This is a genomic window from Kitasatospora sp. NPDC051853, from assembly GCF_044452665.1.
Lineage (GTDB): Bacteria > Actinomycetota > Actinomycetes > Streptomycetales > Streptomycetaceae > Kitasatospora.
In genome coordinates this window covers 313,536-329,738 of the sequence record NZ_JBITBY010000008.1, presented here as the reverse complement: position 1 = coordinate 329,738, position 16,203 = coordinate 313,536, and the positions used below count along the sequence as shown (strand labels likewise).

Here is a 16,203-nt window from a genome sequence, read left to right as displayed (position 1 = left end):
TGACTGAACGGCTCCCGGAGGAGGATTCGAACCCCCATAAGCTGGACCAAAACCAGCTGTCCTGCCCTTAGACGATCCGGGAAGGGCGCGCACCGCGCCGGTGTCCCGACGCGCGGTCCACAGCCTACGGGGTGCGGCGCCGCACATCCACCACCTTCGCGGCCCCCGAGCCGCCTGCGGGCCGCCCGCGGGCCGCCCGCGACACGTCTTCCCATCCGGGGCGGCAGTACTTACGATGCCGTAGGTTACGGCTACGTAGGTAGCCCCTTCCCTCGAGGACCCTCATGACGATCCAGGCCAGCGAAGCGCCCCCGGGGGCAGCCGCAGTCGCCGCCACCCAGCTGTCCGCCACCCGGGGTGGTGAGCAGCAGGGTCTCGCCGAGCGGATCACGCTCGGCCTCTTCATCGGCGTGCCGTTCCTGGCCCTGCTGGCCGCCGTTCCGGTGGCCTGGGGCTGGGGCCTCGGCTGGACCGACCTGGCGATCATGACGGTGATGTACTTCGTGGCCTGCCACGGCATCACGGTCGGCTTCCACCGCTACTTCACGCACGGCTCGTTCAAGGCCAAGCGGCCGCTGGTGGTGGCGATGGCGATCGCCGGCAGCCTGGCCATCGAGGGCCCGCTGGTGCGCTGGGTGGCCGACCACCGCAAGCACCACCGGTTCAGTGACAAGGAGGGGGACCCGCACTCGCCCTGGCGCTACGGCGAGTCGGTGCCCGCGCTGATGAAGGGCCTCTGGTGGGCCCACATGGGCTGGCTCTTCGACGAGGAGCAGACCCCGCAGCTGAAGTACGCCCCGGACCTGGTCAACGACCCGGTGATAAGGGCGATCTCCCGGCTGTTCTGGCTCTGGACGCTGATCTCGATGCTGATCCCGCCGGTGATCGGCGGCCTGGTCTCGATGAGCTGGCAGGGCGCGCTGACCGCCTTCTTCTGGGGCTCGTTGGTCCGGGTGGCGCTGCTGCACCACGTGACCTGGTCGATCAACTCGATCTGCCACGCGGTCGGCGAGCGCCCGTTCAAGTCCCGGGACCGCTCCGGGAACGTCTGGTGGCTGGCCGTGCTCTCCTGCGGCGAGTCCTGGCACAACCTGCACCACGCCGACCCGACCTCGGCCCGGCACGGGGTGCTCCGCGGCCAGGTGGACTCCTCCGCCCGGCTGATCCGCTGGTTCGAGCAGCTCGGCTGGGCGCGGGACGTCCGTTGGCCCGACGAGGCCCGGATCGCCGCCCGCCGCACCGCATGACCCGACGTCTACAGCATGATGTAAGGGTGAACGGGAGCAACGGAGACAGCGCAGCCGACCGGACCGACCGAGCGGAGGCCGCCGCGGGCGCGCCCGCCGCGCGCGCCCGGGCCGCCGCTCCCGCCGCCCGCACCGCCCAGGCCCGCACCGCACCGGCCCGGCCGGCCCCCGCCCGCAACGGCAAGGGCGGCCGGGTCCGGATGACCGGCAAGCAGCGCCGCGAGCAGCTGCTGGACATCGGCCGGACGGTCTTCGCCGAGCGCGGCTACGACGGCACCTCGGTGGAGGAGATCGCCGAGCGGGCCGGGGTCTCCAAGCCGGTGGTGTACGAGCACTTCGGCGGCAAGGAGGGGCTCTACGCGGTGGTGGTCGACCGCGAGATGCAGCTGCTGCTGGACATGGTCACCGGCGCGCTGACCGGGGGGCACTCCCGGGAGCTGCTGGAGCAGGCCGCGTTCGCGCTGATGGACTACATCGACACCTCGACCGACGGCTTCAAGATCCTGGTCCGGGACTCCCCGGTGGCCCAGTCCACCGGCTCCTTCGCCTCGCTGATCAGCGACATCGCCACCCAGGTCGAGGACATCCTGGGCCTGGAGTTCAAGTCCCGGGGCTTCGACGCCCGGCTCGCCCCGATGTACTCGCAGATGCTGGTGGGCATGGTGGCCCTCACCGGCCAGTGGTGGCTGGAGGTGCGCAAGCCCGGGAAGGCCGAGGTCGCGGCCCACCTGGTGAACCTGGCCTGGCACGGGCTGGAGGGCCTGGAGCGGCACCCCAAGCTGGTCGGCGACCGGCAGCTGTGACCTCCGGCTGACCTGAGGGTGTCCGAAGTCTTGACGTCAAGAGGCTTTATATCGACACACCCGTGGATACACTGATCCACATGGAGGACGAGGTCGACCGGCTGGTCGCTGCATGGCGCCGAGAGCGCCCCGACCTCGACGTGGAACCGCTCGAGGTGCTCAGCCGGGTCAGCCGGCTCGCCCGGCACCTGGACCGGGCCCGCCGGACGGCCTTCGCCGAGCACGGTCTGGAGCCCTGGGAGTTCGACGTCCTCACCGCGCTGCGCCGGGCCGGTTCGCCGTACCAGCTCTCCCCCGGGCAGCTGCTCACCCAGACCCTGGTGACCTCCGGCACCATGACCAACCGGATCGACCGGCTGACCGGCAAGGGCCTGGTGGTCCGGCTGCCCGACCCGGACGACCGGCGCGGCGTGCTGGTGCGGCTCACCGAGGACGGGCAGGACCGGGCGGACCAGGCGCTGGCCGGGCTGCTGGCCCACGAGCGGGCCCTGCTGGCCGAGCTGACCGGGCCCCAGCGGTCCGAGCTGGCCACCCTGCTGCGCCTGCTGATCGCCCCCTTCGACCGGGCCTGACGGCCCGTCGGCGGAAGCCGCCGACGGGCCGACCGCTCCGTACCGTCAGAAGCCGTCCGGGTAGGGCGTGCTGAGCGCCGGGACGGGCTGGGGCTCCGGGGTGGTGTAGCCCGGCAGGATGGCCCCCAGCTGGCGGCGCACCTCCGCGTCGGAGTTGCCCGCGGCCGCCGCGTACAGCGCCGTCAGGGAGCCCGCCAGGTCCTCCGGGCCGGCCGAGTGGTCGGCCACCGTGGCGTAGATCCGGGAGTGCGCGGTGGGCAGCCGCTCCTCGCCCTCGGAGAACAGCGCCTCGTTGAGCTTCTCCCCGGCCCGCAGGCCGGTGTAGCGGATCTCCACCTCCTCCGCCTCCAGCTGCACCTGGCGGGCGAAGTTGTGCACCAGGTCGACGATCCGGACCGGCTCGCCCATGTCGAGCACGAAGACCTCGCCGCCGTGCGCCATCCGGCCGGCCTCCAGGACCAGGCCGACGGCCTCCTCGATGGTCATGAAGAAGCGGGTCACGTCGGGGTGGGTGATGGTCACCGGGCCGCCGCTGCGCAGCTGTTCGGCCAGCACCGACAGGAGCGAGCCGCGCGAGCCCAGCACGTTCCCGAAGCGGACGGCAGAGAAGACGCCGGTGCCGAGGTTGCGGGCGTCCCGGGCGTTGGCCTGGACGATCAGCTCGGCCAGCCGCTTGGAGGCGCCCAGCACCGAGGTCGGGTCGGCCGCCTTGTCGGTGGAGATCAGCACGAACCGCTCCACACCGGTGGCCAGCGCGGCCTCCACCAGGTTGTCGGTGCCGAGCACGTTGGACTTCACCGCCTCGCTGGGGTGGCGCTCCAGCAGCGGCAGGTGCTTGTGCGCGGCGGCGTGGAAGACCACCTCGGGGCGCAGGTCGCGGAAGATCTGCTGGATCCGCGGCCGGTCCCGGATGTCGGCGATCACCAGCGAGTCGTCGGTGAGCAGCGCCTCGCCCCAGATCTCCAACTGGAGCCGGTGCAGGTTGGACTCGTCGTGGTCCAGCATGTAGAGCTCGGACGGGCCGAACGCGTGGACCTGGCGGCAGAGTTCGCTGCCGATCGAGCCGCCGGCGCCGGTCACCAGGACCCGCTTGCCCTCGATCACGGCACGGACGTCGGAGGAGACCACGTGCACCTCGTGACGGCCGATCAGCCGGTTCACGTCCAGCGAGCGCAGGTCGGAACCGACCACCTCGCGGCGCAGCGCCGCCAGGAAGGACGGCAGGTAGCGGACGGCCGCTCCGGCCGCCGCGGCGGCGGTGGCCAGCGCGCGGACCTTCTGGTGGGCCAGCCCGGGGATGGCCAGCACCACGACCTGTGCCTTGCTCTCCACGGCCAGCTCGGTGAGCTCGGTCAGCGTGCCCAACACCGGGACGCCGCCGACCAGTTCGCCCGCCTTCAGCGGGTCGTCGTCGAGCAGTCCGACCGGGACCAGCCCGAACTCGGGCGTCCGGCCCAGGTCACGGACCAGCGCGGAACCGGCCGCGCCGGCCCCGACCACGATCGTACGCAGACCCTGCCCGCCGTCCCCTGATGACGGGTCGAGCGGATTCAGGCGTGCGGCATTGCTGTACGGCGACATGGGTGTCCTCCGGATTCCCTGACCTGACGGAGTCGGTACCTGGGGCATTGGGGGGCCGGTCAGCCGGCGCCGGGGCCTGCGGTCGAGGCGACGGTTGGGGTGGATGGTGTGGTGCGCTGGGGAGGCCCGGACGGTTCGGACGGGCTGACGCCCGCCCGCCGGGCCACGGCCACGGCGGCCAGGGTGGAGTGCACCCCGAGCTTGCCGAGCACGTTCTGCATGTGGGTGCGGACGGTGTGCGGGGAGAGGTAGAGCCGCTCCGCTACGGCCTGCCGGCCGAGACCGGCGACCATGCAGCGGAGCACCTCCTCCTCGCGCGGAGTCAGTGTCTCCACCAGCCGTTCGCTCTCCGTCCGGTCGCGCCGGGCGGCGGTCAACTCCCGTACCACGCCGGTGAGCAGGGTCGGCGGGAGATGCGTCTCACCGCGCAGGACGCCGCGGATCACGGCCATCAGACGCGGCAGGGAACTGTCCTTGGCGACCCAGCCGCCGGCGCCGGCCTGCAGGGCCCGGACCGCACGGCGCGGATCGTCCTCGGTGGCCAGCACCACGGCCCGCAGCTCCGGATGGCTCCGGCCGGCCCGGGCCAGCAACAGCAGTCCGTCCGGCGCGGGGCCGGCGGCGGGGCGGGGCACCACGGCGAGGGGCTGTGACCCCGGCGGCCTCCGGGGTACCGGGGCGTGGCCCGGCGGGGCCTCCGGCTCCGCCGGCTGGCGCGACCGCCGGGCGGCGGCGCCGAGGTCGGCGTCGACCAGGATGACGTCGAAGGGACGCCTCTCGGCGGCCGCCCGCTCCAGGGCGCGCTCCGCCCCGGCCGCACTGCCGGCCACACCTACCTCGACATCGGGCTCGGCGGCCAGGGTGGCCGCCAGTGCCTCGGCGAAGATGCGGTGGTCGTCGACCACCAGGACGCGAACCCGCCCCATCGTCGTACCCCCCTGCTCAGGTGCCGACCCCCACCGGTACCGGACTCAGCGTACGGAAGTGGGGGGCGGGTCGGTGGGGGTTTCGTGAAGTTCCGTGGGGCACGGGGGCGTTGCGCGGCGAACGTACGTGGTTACCCCGGGGGCGCGGGGAACGTAGGTGGTTACCCCGGGGGCGCGGGGAACTGCGCGCTTCGGGAGGCGGCTCACCTGCAACTGCATCGCCGTCGGCCAGTTGCAGGTGCTGCCTTTCCACAGCGCGCAGTTCCTCGCGCCCCCGGGGTGGCCACTTTCGCGAGCCGGGTGCTGCCTGGGTCAGGACAGGCGGCGGGCGCCTGCCGAGGGGACGGCGGTGAAGGTGCGCGGTTCGGCGTACCCGGCCGCCTCGAAGGCGGCCCGCACGGCTGCCTCGACGGCCGCCAGCTCCTGCTCGCCGACCAGGGCGATGACCGAGCCGCCGAAGCCGCCGCCGGTCATCCGGGCGCCGAGCGCGCCGGCCTCGACCGCGGCCGAGACGGCCAGGTCGGTCTCCGGGCAGGAGACCCGGTAGTCGTCGCGCAGCGAGGCGTGACCCGCCGTCAGCACCGGGCCGAGCCCGGCGAACTCGCCCGCGTCCAGCAGTGCGACGGCCTGCTCGACCCGGGCGTCCTCGGTCACCACGTGGGCGACCAGCGGGGCCAGCTCGTCCGGCAGCCGGTCCAGTGCGTCGGCCAGGTCCTCCGGCGCGAGGTCCCGCAGGGCGGCCAGGCCGAGCAGTTCGGCGGCCTTCTCGCAGCCGGCCCGCAGCTCGGCGTAGGCGCCGTCGGCCAGGTCGTGCTTGACCCGGGTGTCGATCACCAGCAGGCGCAGCCCGCGGGCGGCCAGGTCCAGCGGGACCTGGCGCTGCGTCAGGTCCCGGGTGTCCAGCACCAGGGCGTTGCCCTCGGAGCAGCACATCGAGGCCATCTGGTCCATCACGCCGCACGGGACGCCGACGAAGGCGTTCTCGGCGTACTGGGCGAGCTGCGCCAGGTCGGCGTTGCCCAGCGGCAGGTCGTACAGGTCCCGGTAGGCGGTGGCGACCACGCACTCCAGTGCGGCGGAGGAGGAGAGGCCCGCCCCGCCGGGCACGTCGCTGTCGAACCAGAAGTCGGCGCCGCCGACCAGGTAGCCCGCCTCGCGCAGCGCCCAGACCACGCCGGCCGGGTACTTGGCCCAGCCCTCCACGGAGCCGGGGGCGAGCCCCTCGACCTCCAGCTCGGTCACCTGACCGTCGCCCTGCTCGCTCCAGAGCCGGAGCAGGCCGTCGGTGCGCAGCCGCACGGCCGCCTTGGCGGCGTGCGGGAGGGCGATCGGGAGCACGAACCCGTCGTTGTAGTCGGTGTGCTCGCCGATCAGGTTGACGCGGCCGGGGGCCGCCCAGACCCCGGTCGGGGCGGCTCCGTGGACGGACTGGAAATCGGTCATGCCTGCTTCTTCTCCAGGGTGAACTGCCAGGCGTCGCGGACGATCTCGTCCAGCTCCGGGCGGCGGGGGGTCCAGCCGAGCGCCTCGTGCGCACGGGTGGCGGAGGCGACCAGGACGGCCGGGTCGCCGGGGCGGCGGTCGGCGACCACGACCGGGATCTCCCGGCCGGTGACGCGCTTCACGGACTCGATCACCTCGCGGACCGAGAAGCCGCTGCCGTTGCCGAGGTTGCAGATCAGGTGCTCGCCGGGCTTGGCGGCGGCGATCGCCAGCAGGTGGGCCTCGGCCAGGTCGGCGACGTGGATGTAGTCGCGGACGCAGGTGCCGTCCGGGGTCGGGTAGTCCTCGCCGAACACCGCGATGTGCGGGCGCTGGCCCAGCGCGGCCTGGAAGACCAGCGGGATCAGGTGCGACTCGGGGTCGTGCCGCTCGCCGTACGCGCCGTACGCCCCGGCCACGTTGAAGTAGCGCAGCGAGACCGCGGCCAGGCCGTGGGCGATCGCCTCGCTGGTGATCAGGTGGTCCACCGCCAGCTTGGTGGCGCCGTAGGCGTTGGTCGGCGCGGTGGCGGCGGTCTCCTTGATCGGGACCTCGGTCGGCTCGCCGTAGGTGGCGGCGGTGGAGGAGAAGACCAGCTTGCGGACCCCGGCCTTGCGCATCGCGCTGACCAGCTCCAGCGAGCCGGCCACGTTGTTGCGCCAGTACTTCTCCGGGTCCGCGACCGACTCGCCGACCTGCGAGGAGGCGGCGAAGTGCAGCACGCCGTCGTAGGAGGAGTCCAGCACCTCGGCCGCGTCCTGGATCCGGCCCCGGACGAACTCGGCACCGGCCGGGACGCCCTCCAGGAAACCGGTGGAGAGGTCGTCGAGCACGGTCACCTGGTGACCGGCCTCCAGCAGGTGCGCGCCGACCACGCTGCCGACGTATCCGGCGCCACCCGTGACCAGGTACTTACCCATGTGTTGCGACCTCCCGCAGGCGGTGTGCCGCCTGTTCCGGCGACACGTCGTTCATGAAAGCGTCCATACCGGATTCGGTCCCGGCCAGGAACTTGAGCTTGCCTACCGTACGACGGATCGTGAAGAGCTCCAGATGCAGTGCCAGCTCGTCCCGGTGTCCGGCCGGTGCCTGGTGCCAGGCGGAGATGTACGGAGTCGGCGCGTCCGTGTCGAAGAGACGGTCGAAGCGGCGCAGCAGTTCCAGGTAGATCCCGGGGAACTCGGCCCGCTGGGCCTCGTCGAGACCGGTCAGGTCCGGTGTGCGGCGGTTGGGGTAGAGGTGCACCTCGTACGGCCAGCGGGCCGCGAACGGGACGAAGGCCGTCCAGTGCTCGCCCGCGAGCACCACCCGTTCGGGGTGGGCGAGCTGATCGGCGATCAGGTCCTCGAAGAGGTTGCGGCCGGTGGCGGCGCGGTGCGCGGTGGCGGCGGCGGCCGTCTTGACGGTGCGCGGGGTGACGAACGGGAAGGCGTACACCTGGCCGTGCGGGTGGGCCAGCGTCACGCCGATCTCCACGCCCCGGTTCTCGAAGCAGTAGACCTGCTCGATCCCGGGCAGCGCGGAGAGCTCGGCCGTCCGGTCCGTCCAGGCGTCCAGCACCAGCCGGGCCTTCTGCTCGGTGAGGCTCGCGAAGGAGGCGTCGTGCTCCGGGGTGAAGCAGACCACCTCGCAGCGGCCCGCCCCGGGCACCGTCTCGTGGAACGCGGTCCGGTCGGTGGCCACGTGCTCGGCGGCCCCCAGGGCCAAGGACGGGAAGCGGTTCTCGAACACCGCCACCTGGTACTCCGGCGCGGGCACCTCGCTCAGCCGCCCGTCCCTGGACGGACAGAGCGGGCACTCGTCGGCCGGCGGGTGGTAGGTGCGGCCCTGGCGGTGCGCGGCGACCGTCACGTGGTCGCCGGTGACCGGGTCGCGGCGGATCTCGGAGAGCGCGGTGGTGGGCTCCAGCGGACGCAGGTCGCTGTAGTTCCGATCGGCGGCGGTGCCGTCCGCGTCGAAGTAGATCAGCTCACGGCCGTCGGCAAGCTTGGTGGTGGTCTTCTGCACGGCAACATGGTCGAACAGATTCCAACAAGAGTCAACAGGCCGGGGCAGTCGACGACGGAAGGCGGTGATGCCGGGGCGCGAGGAACCGCGCGCAGGGGAAAGGCGGTCGAACGACCGAGGGAACGTCAGGAAGTCGCAGGTGCTCCGGGACCCGTGATCCGGTCGAGCAGCCCCGTGCGGGCCGCCGTGGCCGTGGCCTCCAGGCGAGTACGGGCGCCGAGCTTCATCAGGACCCGCTGGACGTGGGTACGGGCCGTGCTGGGGGCGATCCCCATGCCGTCCGCGATGGCGCCGGTGTCCTGCCCCTCGGCGATCCGCAGCAGCACCTGGACCTCACGACGCGTCAGCGCCCGCAGCAGCCGCACCGCGTCGTCGTCCGGCTCCGCCACCGGCCGCAGCAGCCGCTCGAACGCCCCCTGGAGCACCTCGACCGCGACCGCCGCCTCCCCCGCCCGCACCCGGGCGATGGCCCGCTCGACCACCTCGATCCGTTCGTCGCTGCGGACGTACCCCGCGGCGCCCGCCGCGAACGCGGCCGCCACCCGCCCGGGTTCACCCACCGGACCGAGCACCACCACGGCGATCTCCGGTCTGTCCCGCCGCAGTCGCCGCACCGGCTCGAAGGCGTCCGGGCCCCCCGGGCCCGCCACCCCGACCAGACAGACCTCCGGGCGCCGCGCCGTCACCAGCTCGCACACCGACCGGGCCGGCGAGCCGATCGCCAGCACCCGGTGCCCACGCAGCTGCAGGGCCGAGGCCAGTGCCTCGGCGAGCAGCCGGTGGTCGTCGACCACCACGAGCCGAACGCCCATGGCGCCCTCCCAGTCCATTGACGCACCATCACAGCGCATCCGGCCCCGGCCCGCCAGAGTGCGGGCGGCCTCGGAGCCCCGGGAAAACGAAGAAGACCCCCGCCGTGAGGCGGGGGTCTTCCTGTCCGAGCCCCCATGCGGAATCGAACCGCAGACCTTCTCCTTACCATGGAGACGCTCTACCGACTGAGCTATAGGGGCTTGCCGGTCTTCGTTTCCTTCTGACCGGGCCGGTCGAACGAGGAAGACATTACACGGTGATCGCCCCGCATGTGAAATCCGCTCAGCCGGCCTCGGCCACGAGCTTCCCGGGGCGCACCGTCGCGAGGTCGCGCCCCCTGGTCTCGGGCAGCGCCCGGAGCGCGAGCAGCGACACCACGCCCATCCCCGCGGCGTACCACCCCACCGGGACGGCCGTCCCGTACTCCGCCGTCAGCCGGGTCGCGACCAGCGGCGCCGTCGCCCCGCCGACCACCCCGCCGAGGTTGTAGCTCAGCGCCACCCCCGTGTACCGCAGCCGGGTCGGGAACAGCTCCGGCAAGTAGGAGGCGATCGGCCCGAAGTGCAGACCCAGCACCGCCATCGACCCGATCAGCGCCACCGCCACCAGCGCCGGGCTCCGCGTCTCCAGCAGCGGGAAGAGCAGCAGCGACCAGCCCGCGGTGAGCGCCGTCGAGACCAGCAGCGTCAGCCGCCGCCCGTACCGGTCCCCCCACCCCGCGCTCAGCCAGACCGTGCCGGCCTTCGCCGCCGTCCCGGTCAGCAGCGCCCCCAGGACCATCCCGCTGGCCAGCCCCAGGTCCACGGTGGCGTGGGCCAGGGCGTAGGTGGTGGTCAGGTAGAAGACCGTGTAGCCCACCATGATCGACAGCCCGCCGAGCACCACCTCCCGGCCGTGCCCGCGCAGCAGCTCCACCACCGGCACCCGGGGGCGCTCCGGCTGCTCGGCGAAGAGCGGCGACTCCGCCACCTTCAACCGGACGAACAGCCCGAACGCCACCAGCACGGCGGAGGCCAGGAACGGCACCCGCCAGCCCCAGGCCAGGAACGCCTCGCGGCTCAGGCCCTCGGAGAGCAGCAGGAAGACCGCGTTGGCGAGGAAGAACCCGGCGCAGGGCCCGAGTTGGAGGTACCCGCCGTACCGGCCGCGGCGCCCGCTCGGCGCGTGCTCGGCCAGCAGCAGCGCGGCCCCGCCCCACTCCCCGCCCAGGCCGATCCCCTGACAGAACCTCAGCACCACCAGCAGCGCCGGCGCCCACATCCCCCACGCCCCGTACCCGGGCAGCAGCCCCACCAGGGCGGTGGAGACCCCCATCAGGAGGAGCGAACCGACCAGGGTGGTCTTGCGGCCGAGGCGGTCGCCGTAGTGGCCGAACAGCACCGCCCCGACCGGGCGGGCCAGGAAGGCGACCGCGTAGACGGAGAAGGCGGCGAGCAGGGAGCCGGTGGTGCCGAGGCCGGGGAAGAAGACCTGGCCGAAGACGAGGGCGGCGGCGGTGCCGTAGATGAAGAAGTCGTAGAACTCGATCGTGGTGCCGACCAGCGCGGCGGCGGCGACCCGGCGCAGCGCGGGGGCCTGAGTGGGCGTCATGGACACCACCCTGGCGGGACCGTGACACCGACGGCCATCGGGCAACCGGGTGATAGATGGTCATGCCGGGGGCGCGAGGAACTGCGCGTGGGGGAGCGGCAGCGCGTGCAACTGGCTGACGGTGCATAAGTTGCAGGTGAGCCGCCTTCCGATTCGCGCAGTTCCTCGCGCCCCCGGGGTGACCGATGCTCCTGGGGTAACCCATAGGCTGGCGTCGTGCGTGAGCAGGTGTCGGTCTCGTGGTGGGCCCATGCGGCCAGGGCGGGGCGGCCGCCGGTGCCGTGGGGGCTGATGGTGCGCGGGGCGGCGGGGATGGGGACCCCGTTGGCGCTCGGGCTGGTGACCGGGCGGCTGGACCTCGGGGTGTACGCCGGGCTCGGGGCGATGCACGCGACCATGAACGACCGGGACGAGCCGGCCGGGCTGCGGGTGCCGAGGATCGCCGGGGCGGTGGGGGCCTCCGCGCTGGGGATGCTGGCCGGCGCCGCGCTGCAGCACTTCGACGCCTCCACCGCACTGGCCGCCGTGGTCCTGACCCTGCTGGCCTTCGCCTCCGGCGCCCTGAGCGCGACCGGCCCGCGCGGCTCCGGCGCCGGGATGCTGCTGCTGGTCTCGGCCACCCTCGGCGCCGGGATGCCGCTCGCCACCCCGTGGTGGGCCGCCGCCCCGACCATGCTGGTGGGCGCCGCGTTCGTGGTGCTGCTCGGTGCCCTCCACCACCCGTCCCGCCCCGCCGCGGACCCGCGCCGCCGCGCCCTGGCCGCCGCCTTCACCGCCCTCGGCACCACCCTCGCCGACCTCGGCACCCCACGCGGGGCCGACTCCCGCCAGGTCCTCACCGCCCGGCTCAACCAGCTCCAGGACCTGCTCCCGCCCGCCCGGACGGGCCGTCAGGAACCGGAGCGGGTACGGCGCCTGCGCACCCTGTACGAGGCGACCCTCGCCGTCACCGAGACCGCCAGCGGCCTGCTCTGGGCCTGGCGGCCGGTGCCCGCCGAGGTGGCCGGACTGCCGGGGCGGCTGGCCGCCGCCGTGCTCGGCGACGCCCCGCCGCCCGGGTACCCGGACTGGGAGCCCGGCACCCCGTCACTGCGCGCCCTGGACGCCGCCCTGCGCGACCTCACCGACGCGGTGGCCGGCCGGCCCGTGGTCCTGGGCACCGCACCCGCCCCTCCCCCGGACCCGTGGCGGCTGCGGGCCGGGCTGCTCTCCCCCGCCTCGGTCCGGTACGGGCTGCGGGTGGCGCTCTGCATCGCGGTGGCCTCGCTGCTCACCGCCGGGGTACCGCTCAGCCGGGGCTACTGGGTGCCGATGACGGTGGCCTTCGTGCTCAAGCCGGACCTGGGATCGGTCTTCCAACGGGCCGTCAGCCGCTCGGTCGGCACCGTGCTGGGCGTCGCGGTCACGGCCGGACTGCTCTCGCTGACCTCGTCCGAGTGGGCGCTGGCGGCGATCGCCGCGCTCTGCGTCGCGCTGCTGCCCTACTCCCTGGGCGTGCACTACGGGCTGAACGCGGCGGTGATGACGCCGATGGCGCTGATCCTGGTGCAGTTCGGCGGCGAGCCGGGCACCGAGGAGCTCTGGCCCCGGGTCCTGGACACCGCGCTGGCCAGTGCGATCGTGCTGGTCTTCGGCTACCTGCTCTGGCCCGAACGGCCGCAGCACCGGATCGAACCCCGGCTGGTCGCGGCCGCCACCGCCGTCCGGGCCTACCTGGCCTCGGTGGTGGACGACGGGCCGCCGGTGGCCGAGGTCTGGCTGCGGCGCACCGCGTACCGGGCCCTGGCCGACGCCCGGCAGGAGGTCCAGCACGGGCTCACCGAACCACCGCCGAACGGACGCCTGGCCGCCCAGTGGCTGCCGGCCACCGCCGCCCTGGAACGGCTCTCCGGCGCGGTGGCCGCGTACGGCGCCCAGATCCGCTACGGCGGCCGGGCCCCCGACCTCACGGAGGCGGCCCGCGTCTTCGACGCCCTCGACCGCCTCACCGCCGCCGCCCGCCACCACCGCCCCCCGGGCGGCCTGGCCGAACGGCCGACTGCGCCGCACGACCCCGCGCTCAGCGCCTTGGCCCGCGCGGCCAACGAACTGGACGCGCTGCTTCAGGGGCGCGGGTAGTGGTCACACCAGGGGCGCGGGGAACTGCGCGCAGGGGAACGGCAGCACCTGCAACTGGTTGACGGAGCCTCAGTTGCAGGTGAGCCGCCTTCCGGACTCGCGCAGTTCCTCGCGCCCCTGGGGTCGCTGCCCGGCCGAACCCCTTGCTCAGACCTCTTCGGCGAGCTCCAGCCAGGCCATCTCCAGCTCCTCCTTGTCCTCGCGGACCTTGCGCAGCTGCGCGTCCAGCTCGGCGACCTTGGAGAAGTCGGCGGCGTGCTCGGCCAGTTGGGTGTGCAGCTTGGACTCCTGCTGGTCCAGCTTGGCGATCTGGCGCTCCAGCTTCTGCATCTCCTTCTTGGCCGCCCGGGTGTCCCCCGCCGGCTTGGCGGCGGCCACCGGGGCCTGGACGGCCGAGGCGGCGGCGGCCTGCTCGGCCATCCGGGTGCGCCGCTCCAGGTACTCGTCGACGCCGTTGGGGAGCATCCGCAGCCGCTGGTCACCGAGCAGCGCGTGCACGGTGTCGGTGGTGCGCTCGATGAAGAAGCGGTCGTGGGAGATCACGATCATCGAGCCGGGCCAGCCGTCGAGGAGGTCCTCCAGCTGGTTGAGGGTCTCGATGTCGAGGTCGTTGGTGGGCTCGTCGAGGAAGAGCACGTTGGGCTCGTCCATCAGCAGCCGGAGCAGCTGCAGACGGCGCCGCTCACCACCGGACAGGTCGCCGACCGGGGTCCACTGCTTGTCCTTGCCGAAGCCGAACTGCTCGCAGAGCTGACCGGCGCTCATCTCCCGGCCCTTGCCCAGGTCGACCCGGCCCCGCACCTGCTCGACGGCCTGGAGCACCCGGGTGGCCGGGTCCAGCTCGGCGATCTCCTGCGAGAGGTACGCCAGCCGGACCGTCTTGCCGACCTTGATGACGCCCGAGGCGGGCTGCACGTCGCCCTCGGTCGCGTACGCGGCCTGCATGGCGCGCAGCAGCGAGGTCTTGCCGGCGCCGTTGACGCCGAGCAGGCCGATCCGGTCGCCGGGGCCGAGGTTCCAGGTGAGGTTCTCCAGCAGCAGCTTGGGGCCGGCCTTGACCGTCACGTTCTCCAGCTCGAAGACCGTGCGGCCGAGGCGCGCGTTGGCGAACTTCATCAGCTCGCTCTTGTCGCGGGGCTCCGGCACGTCGGCGATCAAGGCGTTGGCCGCCTCGATCCGGTAGCGGGGCTTGGAGGTGCGGGCGGGGGCACCGCGACGCAGCCAGGCGAGCTCCTTGCGGGCCAGGTTCTGCCGCTTCTGCTCCTCGGTGGCCTCGATCCGGGAGCGCTCGGCGCGGGCGAAGACGTAGTCGGAGTAGCCGCCCTCGTACTCGCGGACCTCACCGCGCTGGACGTCCCACATCCGGGTGCAGACCTGGTCCAGGAACCAGCGGTCGTGGGTGACGCAGACCAGCGCGGAGCGGCGGTTCTGCAGGTGCTGGGCGAGCCAGGCGATGCCCTCGACGTCCAGGTGGTTGGTGGGCTCGTCGAGGACGATCAGGTCGTGCTCGCCGAGCAGCAGCTGGGCCAGCGCGATCCGGCGGCGCTCGCCACCGGAGAGCGGGCCGATCACGGTGTCCAGGCCGTCGGCGAAGCCGGGCAGGTCCAGGCCGCCGAACAGGCCCTGGATGATGTCGCGGATGCGCGCGTCGCCGAGCCACTCGTGGTCGGCCCGGTCAGCGATCACCTCGTGCCGGATGGTGGCCTTCGGGTCCAGCGAGTCGTGCTGGGTGAGGACCGCCATCTGCAGGCCGCCGGAGTGGGTGATCCGGCCGCTGTCCGGCTCCTCCAGCTTGGCCAGCATCCGGATCAGGGTGGTCTTGCCGTCACCGTTGCGGCCGACGACGCCGATCCGGTCGCCCTCGCTGACGCCGAGGCTGACCCCGTCGAGCAGGGCCCGGGTGCCGTAGACCTTGCTGACGGACTCGATGGTGGCGAGGTTGACGGCCACTGCTGCGCGCTCCTGAGCTAGATGGGCCCGGGAAATGCTCCCCGGGCCGGTCCAGCGTAGTCGAGGGCCCCTCAGTGGGCGGCGTCCAGCTCGGCCCGCTGATCCTCCGTCAGCTCCAGGTCGAGGGCCGCCAGGCTCTCGTCCAACTGGGCCACCGAGGAGGCGCCGGTCAGCGGGATCACCGGGAGCTCGCCGCCGAGCAGCCAGGACAGCACCACCTGGTTGTGGGTCGCACCGGTCTCCTTGGCCACCTGGTCCAGCACCGCGCTCCGGGCCCGGGTGCCGGCGTGGTCGAAGGCCTGGTCCAGCGGCTTGGCCGCCTCGTTGCCGTAGCTGCCGCCCAACAGCGGGGAGTAGGCGACCATCGCCAGCTCCGGGTTGGCCCGCAGGTAGGAGAGCAGGTCGCCGACCACCACGCCCGCGTCACCGTCCGGCGAGAGTGGGCTGGGCCGGTCGGCCCGGCGGCGGAAGTAGCTGTGGCTGTACTGGAGCACCTCGTACCCGGCCAGCCCCGCCCCGGCCGCCAGGTTGCGGGCCCGCTCCACCTGCCAGGACCAGTGGTTGCTGACGCCCAGCAGGCCGACCGTGCCCTCCGCCACCAGCTCGCCGAAGGCGCCGACCGTCTCGGCGAGCTCCACCGTCGGGTCCTGGACGTGGGCGTAGAGCAGGTCCAGCTTCTCCACCCCGAGCCGCTGCCGGCTCTCCTCCGCCTCCTGCCGGATCGCCGCCGCCGACAGGCCCTCGCGGTTCTCCACGTACCCGGTGCCGGCCGCCTTCGGGCGGGCGCCCAGCTTGGTGGCGATCACCACCTCGTCGGTGATGCCGCGGCTGCGCCGCCAGTTGCCGAGCACCCGCTCGCTGGCACCGCCCCGGCTGCCGTCCAGCCAGTAGGCGTAGTTGTTGGCGGTGTCGACGAAGGTGCCGCCGGCCTCGACGAACCGGTCCAGCACCGCGAAGGCGGTGGCCTCGTCGGTACGGGTGCCGAACAGCATCGCGCCCAGGCTGAGGACGCTGACCTCGCGACGGTGCTGCGGGTCGGTGCCGATGGTGCGGTAGCGCATGGCGGAGCTCTCCCCGTTCTCACGGCCCGTCAGCTGCGGGCCCGTGGGAACGA

Annotated in this window: 13 protein-coding genes and 2 tRNA genes; 4 read left to right on the top strand and 11 right to left on the bottom strand. The window is 73.3% G+C overall.

What is annotated here, in order from left to right; all coding sequences use genetic code 11:
- Window positions 1-11: 11 nt before the first annotated feature.
- A tRNA-Gln gene (locus ACIA8O_RS24175) sits at window positions 12-82 on the bottom strand.
- Window positions 83-284: 202 nt separating this feature from the next.
- Between ACIA8O_RS24175 and ACIA8O_RS24170 the strand changes: the two genes are divergently transcribed.
- The 3 genes from ACIA8O_RS24170 (at window position 285) to ACIA8O_RS24160 (ending at window position 2,622) form a co-directional block, all read left to right on the top strand.
- Complete coding sequence (locus ACIA8O_RS24170) at window positions 285-1,247, top strand: acyl-CoA desaturase (protein WP_396296016.1); 963 nt, start codon at window positions 285-287, stop codon at window positions 1,245-1,247.
- A 200-nt stretch (window positions 1,248-1,447) separates the two neighbouring features.
- Entirely contained in the window at window positions 1,448-2,050 is a 603-nt protein-coding gene (locus ACIA8O_RS24165; protein ID WP_345281154.1) for a TetR/AcrR family transcriptional regulator, read from the top strand.
- Between the two features lie 80 nt (window positions 2,051-2,130).
- Window positions 2,131-2,622 carry a MarR family winged helix-turn-helix transcriptional regulator gene (locus ACIA8O_RS24160; protein ID WP_396296015.1) on the top strand — a complete coding sequence of 164 codons (492 nt, stop codon included), beginning with the start codon at window positions 2,131-2,133 and terminating at the stop codon, window positions 2,620-2,622.
- A 45-nt stretch (window positions 2,623-2,667) separates the two neighbouring features.
- Here ACIA8O_RS24160 and ACIA8O_RS24155 read toward each other — a convergent pair whose 3' ends face one another.
- From ACIA8O_RS24155 to ACIA8O_RS24120, 8 genes are all read right to left on the bottom strand, one after another.
- Window positions 2,668-4,203, bottom strand: coding sequence for a polysaccharide biosynthesis protein (locus ACIA8O_RS24155; RefSeq protein WP_396296014.1), 1,536 nt, complete (start codon window positions 4,201-4,203; stop codon window positions 2,668-2,670).
- Between the two features lie 59 nt (window positions 4,204-4,262).
- Complete coding sequence (locus ACIA8O_RS24150) at window positions 4,263-5,129, bottom strand: LuxR C-terminal-related transcriptional regulator (RefSeq protein ID WP_396296013.1); 867 nt, start codon at window positions 5,127-5,129, stop codon at window positions 4,263-4,265.
- A gap of 312 nt (window positions 5,130-5,441) precedes the next feature.
- A complete protein-coding gene (gene galK / locus ACIA8O_RS24145) occupies window positions 5,442-6,572 on the bottom strand; it encodes a galactokinase (protein WP_396296012.1) in 1,131 nt (376 codons plus the stop codon).
- On the bottom strand, window positions 6,569-7,531 hold the full coding sequence (galE, locus tag ACIA8O_RS24140; RefSeq protein ID WP_396296011.1) for a UDP-glucose 4-epimerase GalE: 963 nt from the start codon (window positions 7,529-7,531) through the stop codon (window positions 6,569-6,571). Before galE ends, galK begins: the two co-directional genes overlap by 4 nt.
- Complete coding sequence (gene galT / locus ACIA8O_RS24135) at window positions 7,524-8,618, bottom strand: galactose-1-phosphate uridylyltransferase (RefSeq protein ID WP_396296010.1); 1,095 nt, start codon at window positions 8,616-8,618, stop codon at window positions 7,524-7,526. Before galT ends, galE begins: the two co-directional genes overlap by 8 nt.
- 125 nt (window positions 8,619-8,743) lie before the next feature.
- Window positions 8,744-9,430, bottom strand: coding sequence for a LuxR C-terminal-related transcriptional regulator (locus tag ACIA8O_RS24130; protein ID WP_396296009.1), 687 nt, complete (start codon window positions 9,428-9,430; stop codon window positions 8,744-8,746).
- A gap of 128 nt (window positions 9,431-9,558) precedes the next feature.
- Window positions 9,559-9,631 (bottom strand) — tRNA-Thr (locus tag ACIA8O_RS24125).
- Window positions 9,632-9,713: 82 nt separating this feature from the next.
- Complete coding sequence (locus ACIA8O_RS24120; RefSeq protein WP_396296008.1) at window positions 9,714-11,021, bottom strand: MFS transporter; 1,308 nt, start codon at window positions 11,019-11,021, stop codon at window positions 9,714-9,716.
- A gap of 216 nt (window positions 11,022-11,237) precedes the next feature.
- Between ACIA8O_RS24120 and ACIA8O_RS24115 the strand changes: the two genes are divergently transcribed.
- On the top strand, window positions 11,238-13,139 hold the full coding sequence (locus ACIA8O_RS24115; RefSeq protein WP_396296007.1) for an FUSC family protein: 1,902 nt from the start codon (window positions 11,238-11,240) through the stop codon (window positions 13,137-13,139).
- Window positions 13,140-13,286: 147 nt separating this feature from the next.
- Here the strand turns inward: ACIA8O_RS24115 and ACIA8O_RS24110 are convergent, their stop codons facing one another.
- Together ACIA8O_RS24110 and ACIA8O_RS24105 are read right to left on the bottom strand one after the other, a co-directional pair.
- Entirely contained in the window at window positions 13,287-15,089 is a 1,803-nt protein-coding gene (locus ACIA8O_RS24110) for an ABC-F family ATP-binding cassette domain-containing protein (protein WP_396296006.1), read from the bottom strand.
- Between the two features lie 71 nt (window positions 15,090-15,160).
- Window positions 15,161-16,150, bottom strand: coding sequence for an aldo/keto reductase (locus ACIA8O_RS24105; protein ID WP_396296005.1), 990 nt, complete (start codon window positions 16,148-16,150; stop codon window positions 15,161-15,163).
- Window positions 16,151-16,203 lie beyond the last annotated feature (53 nt).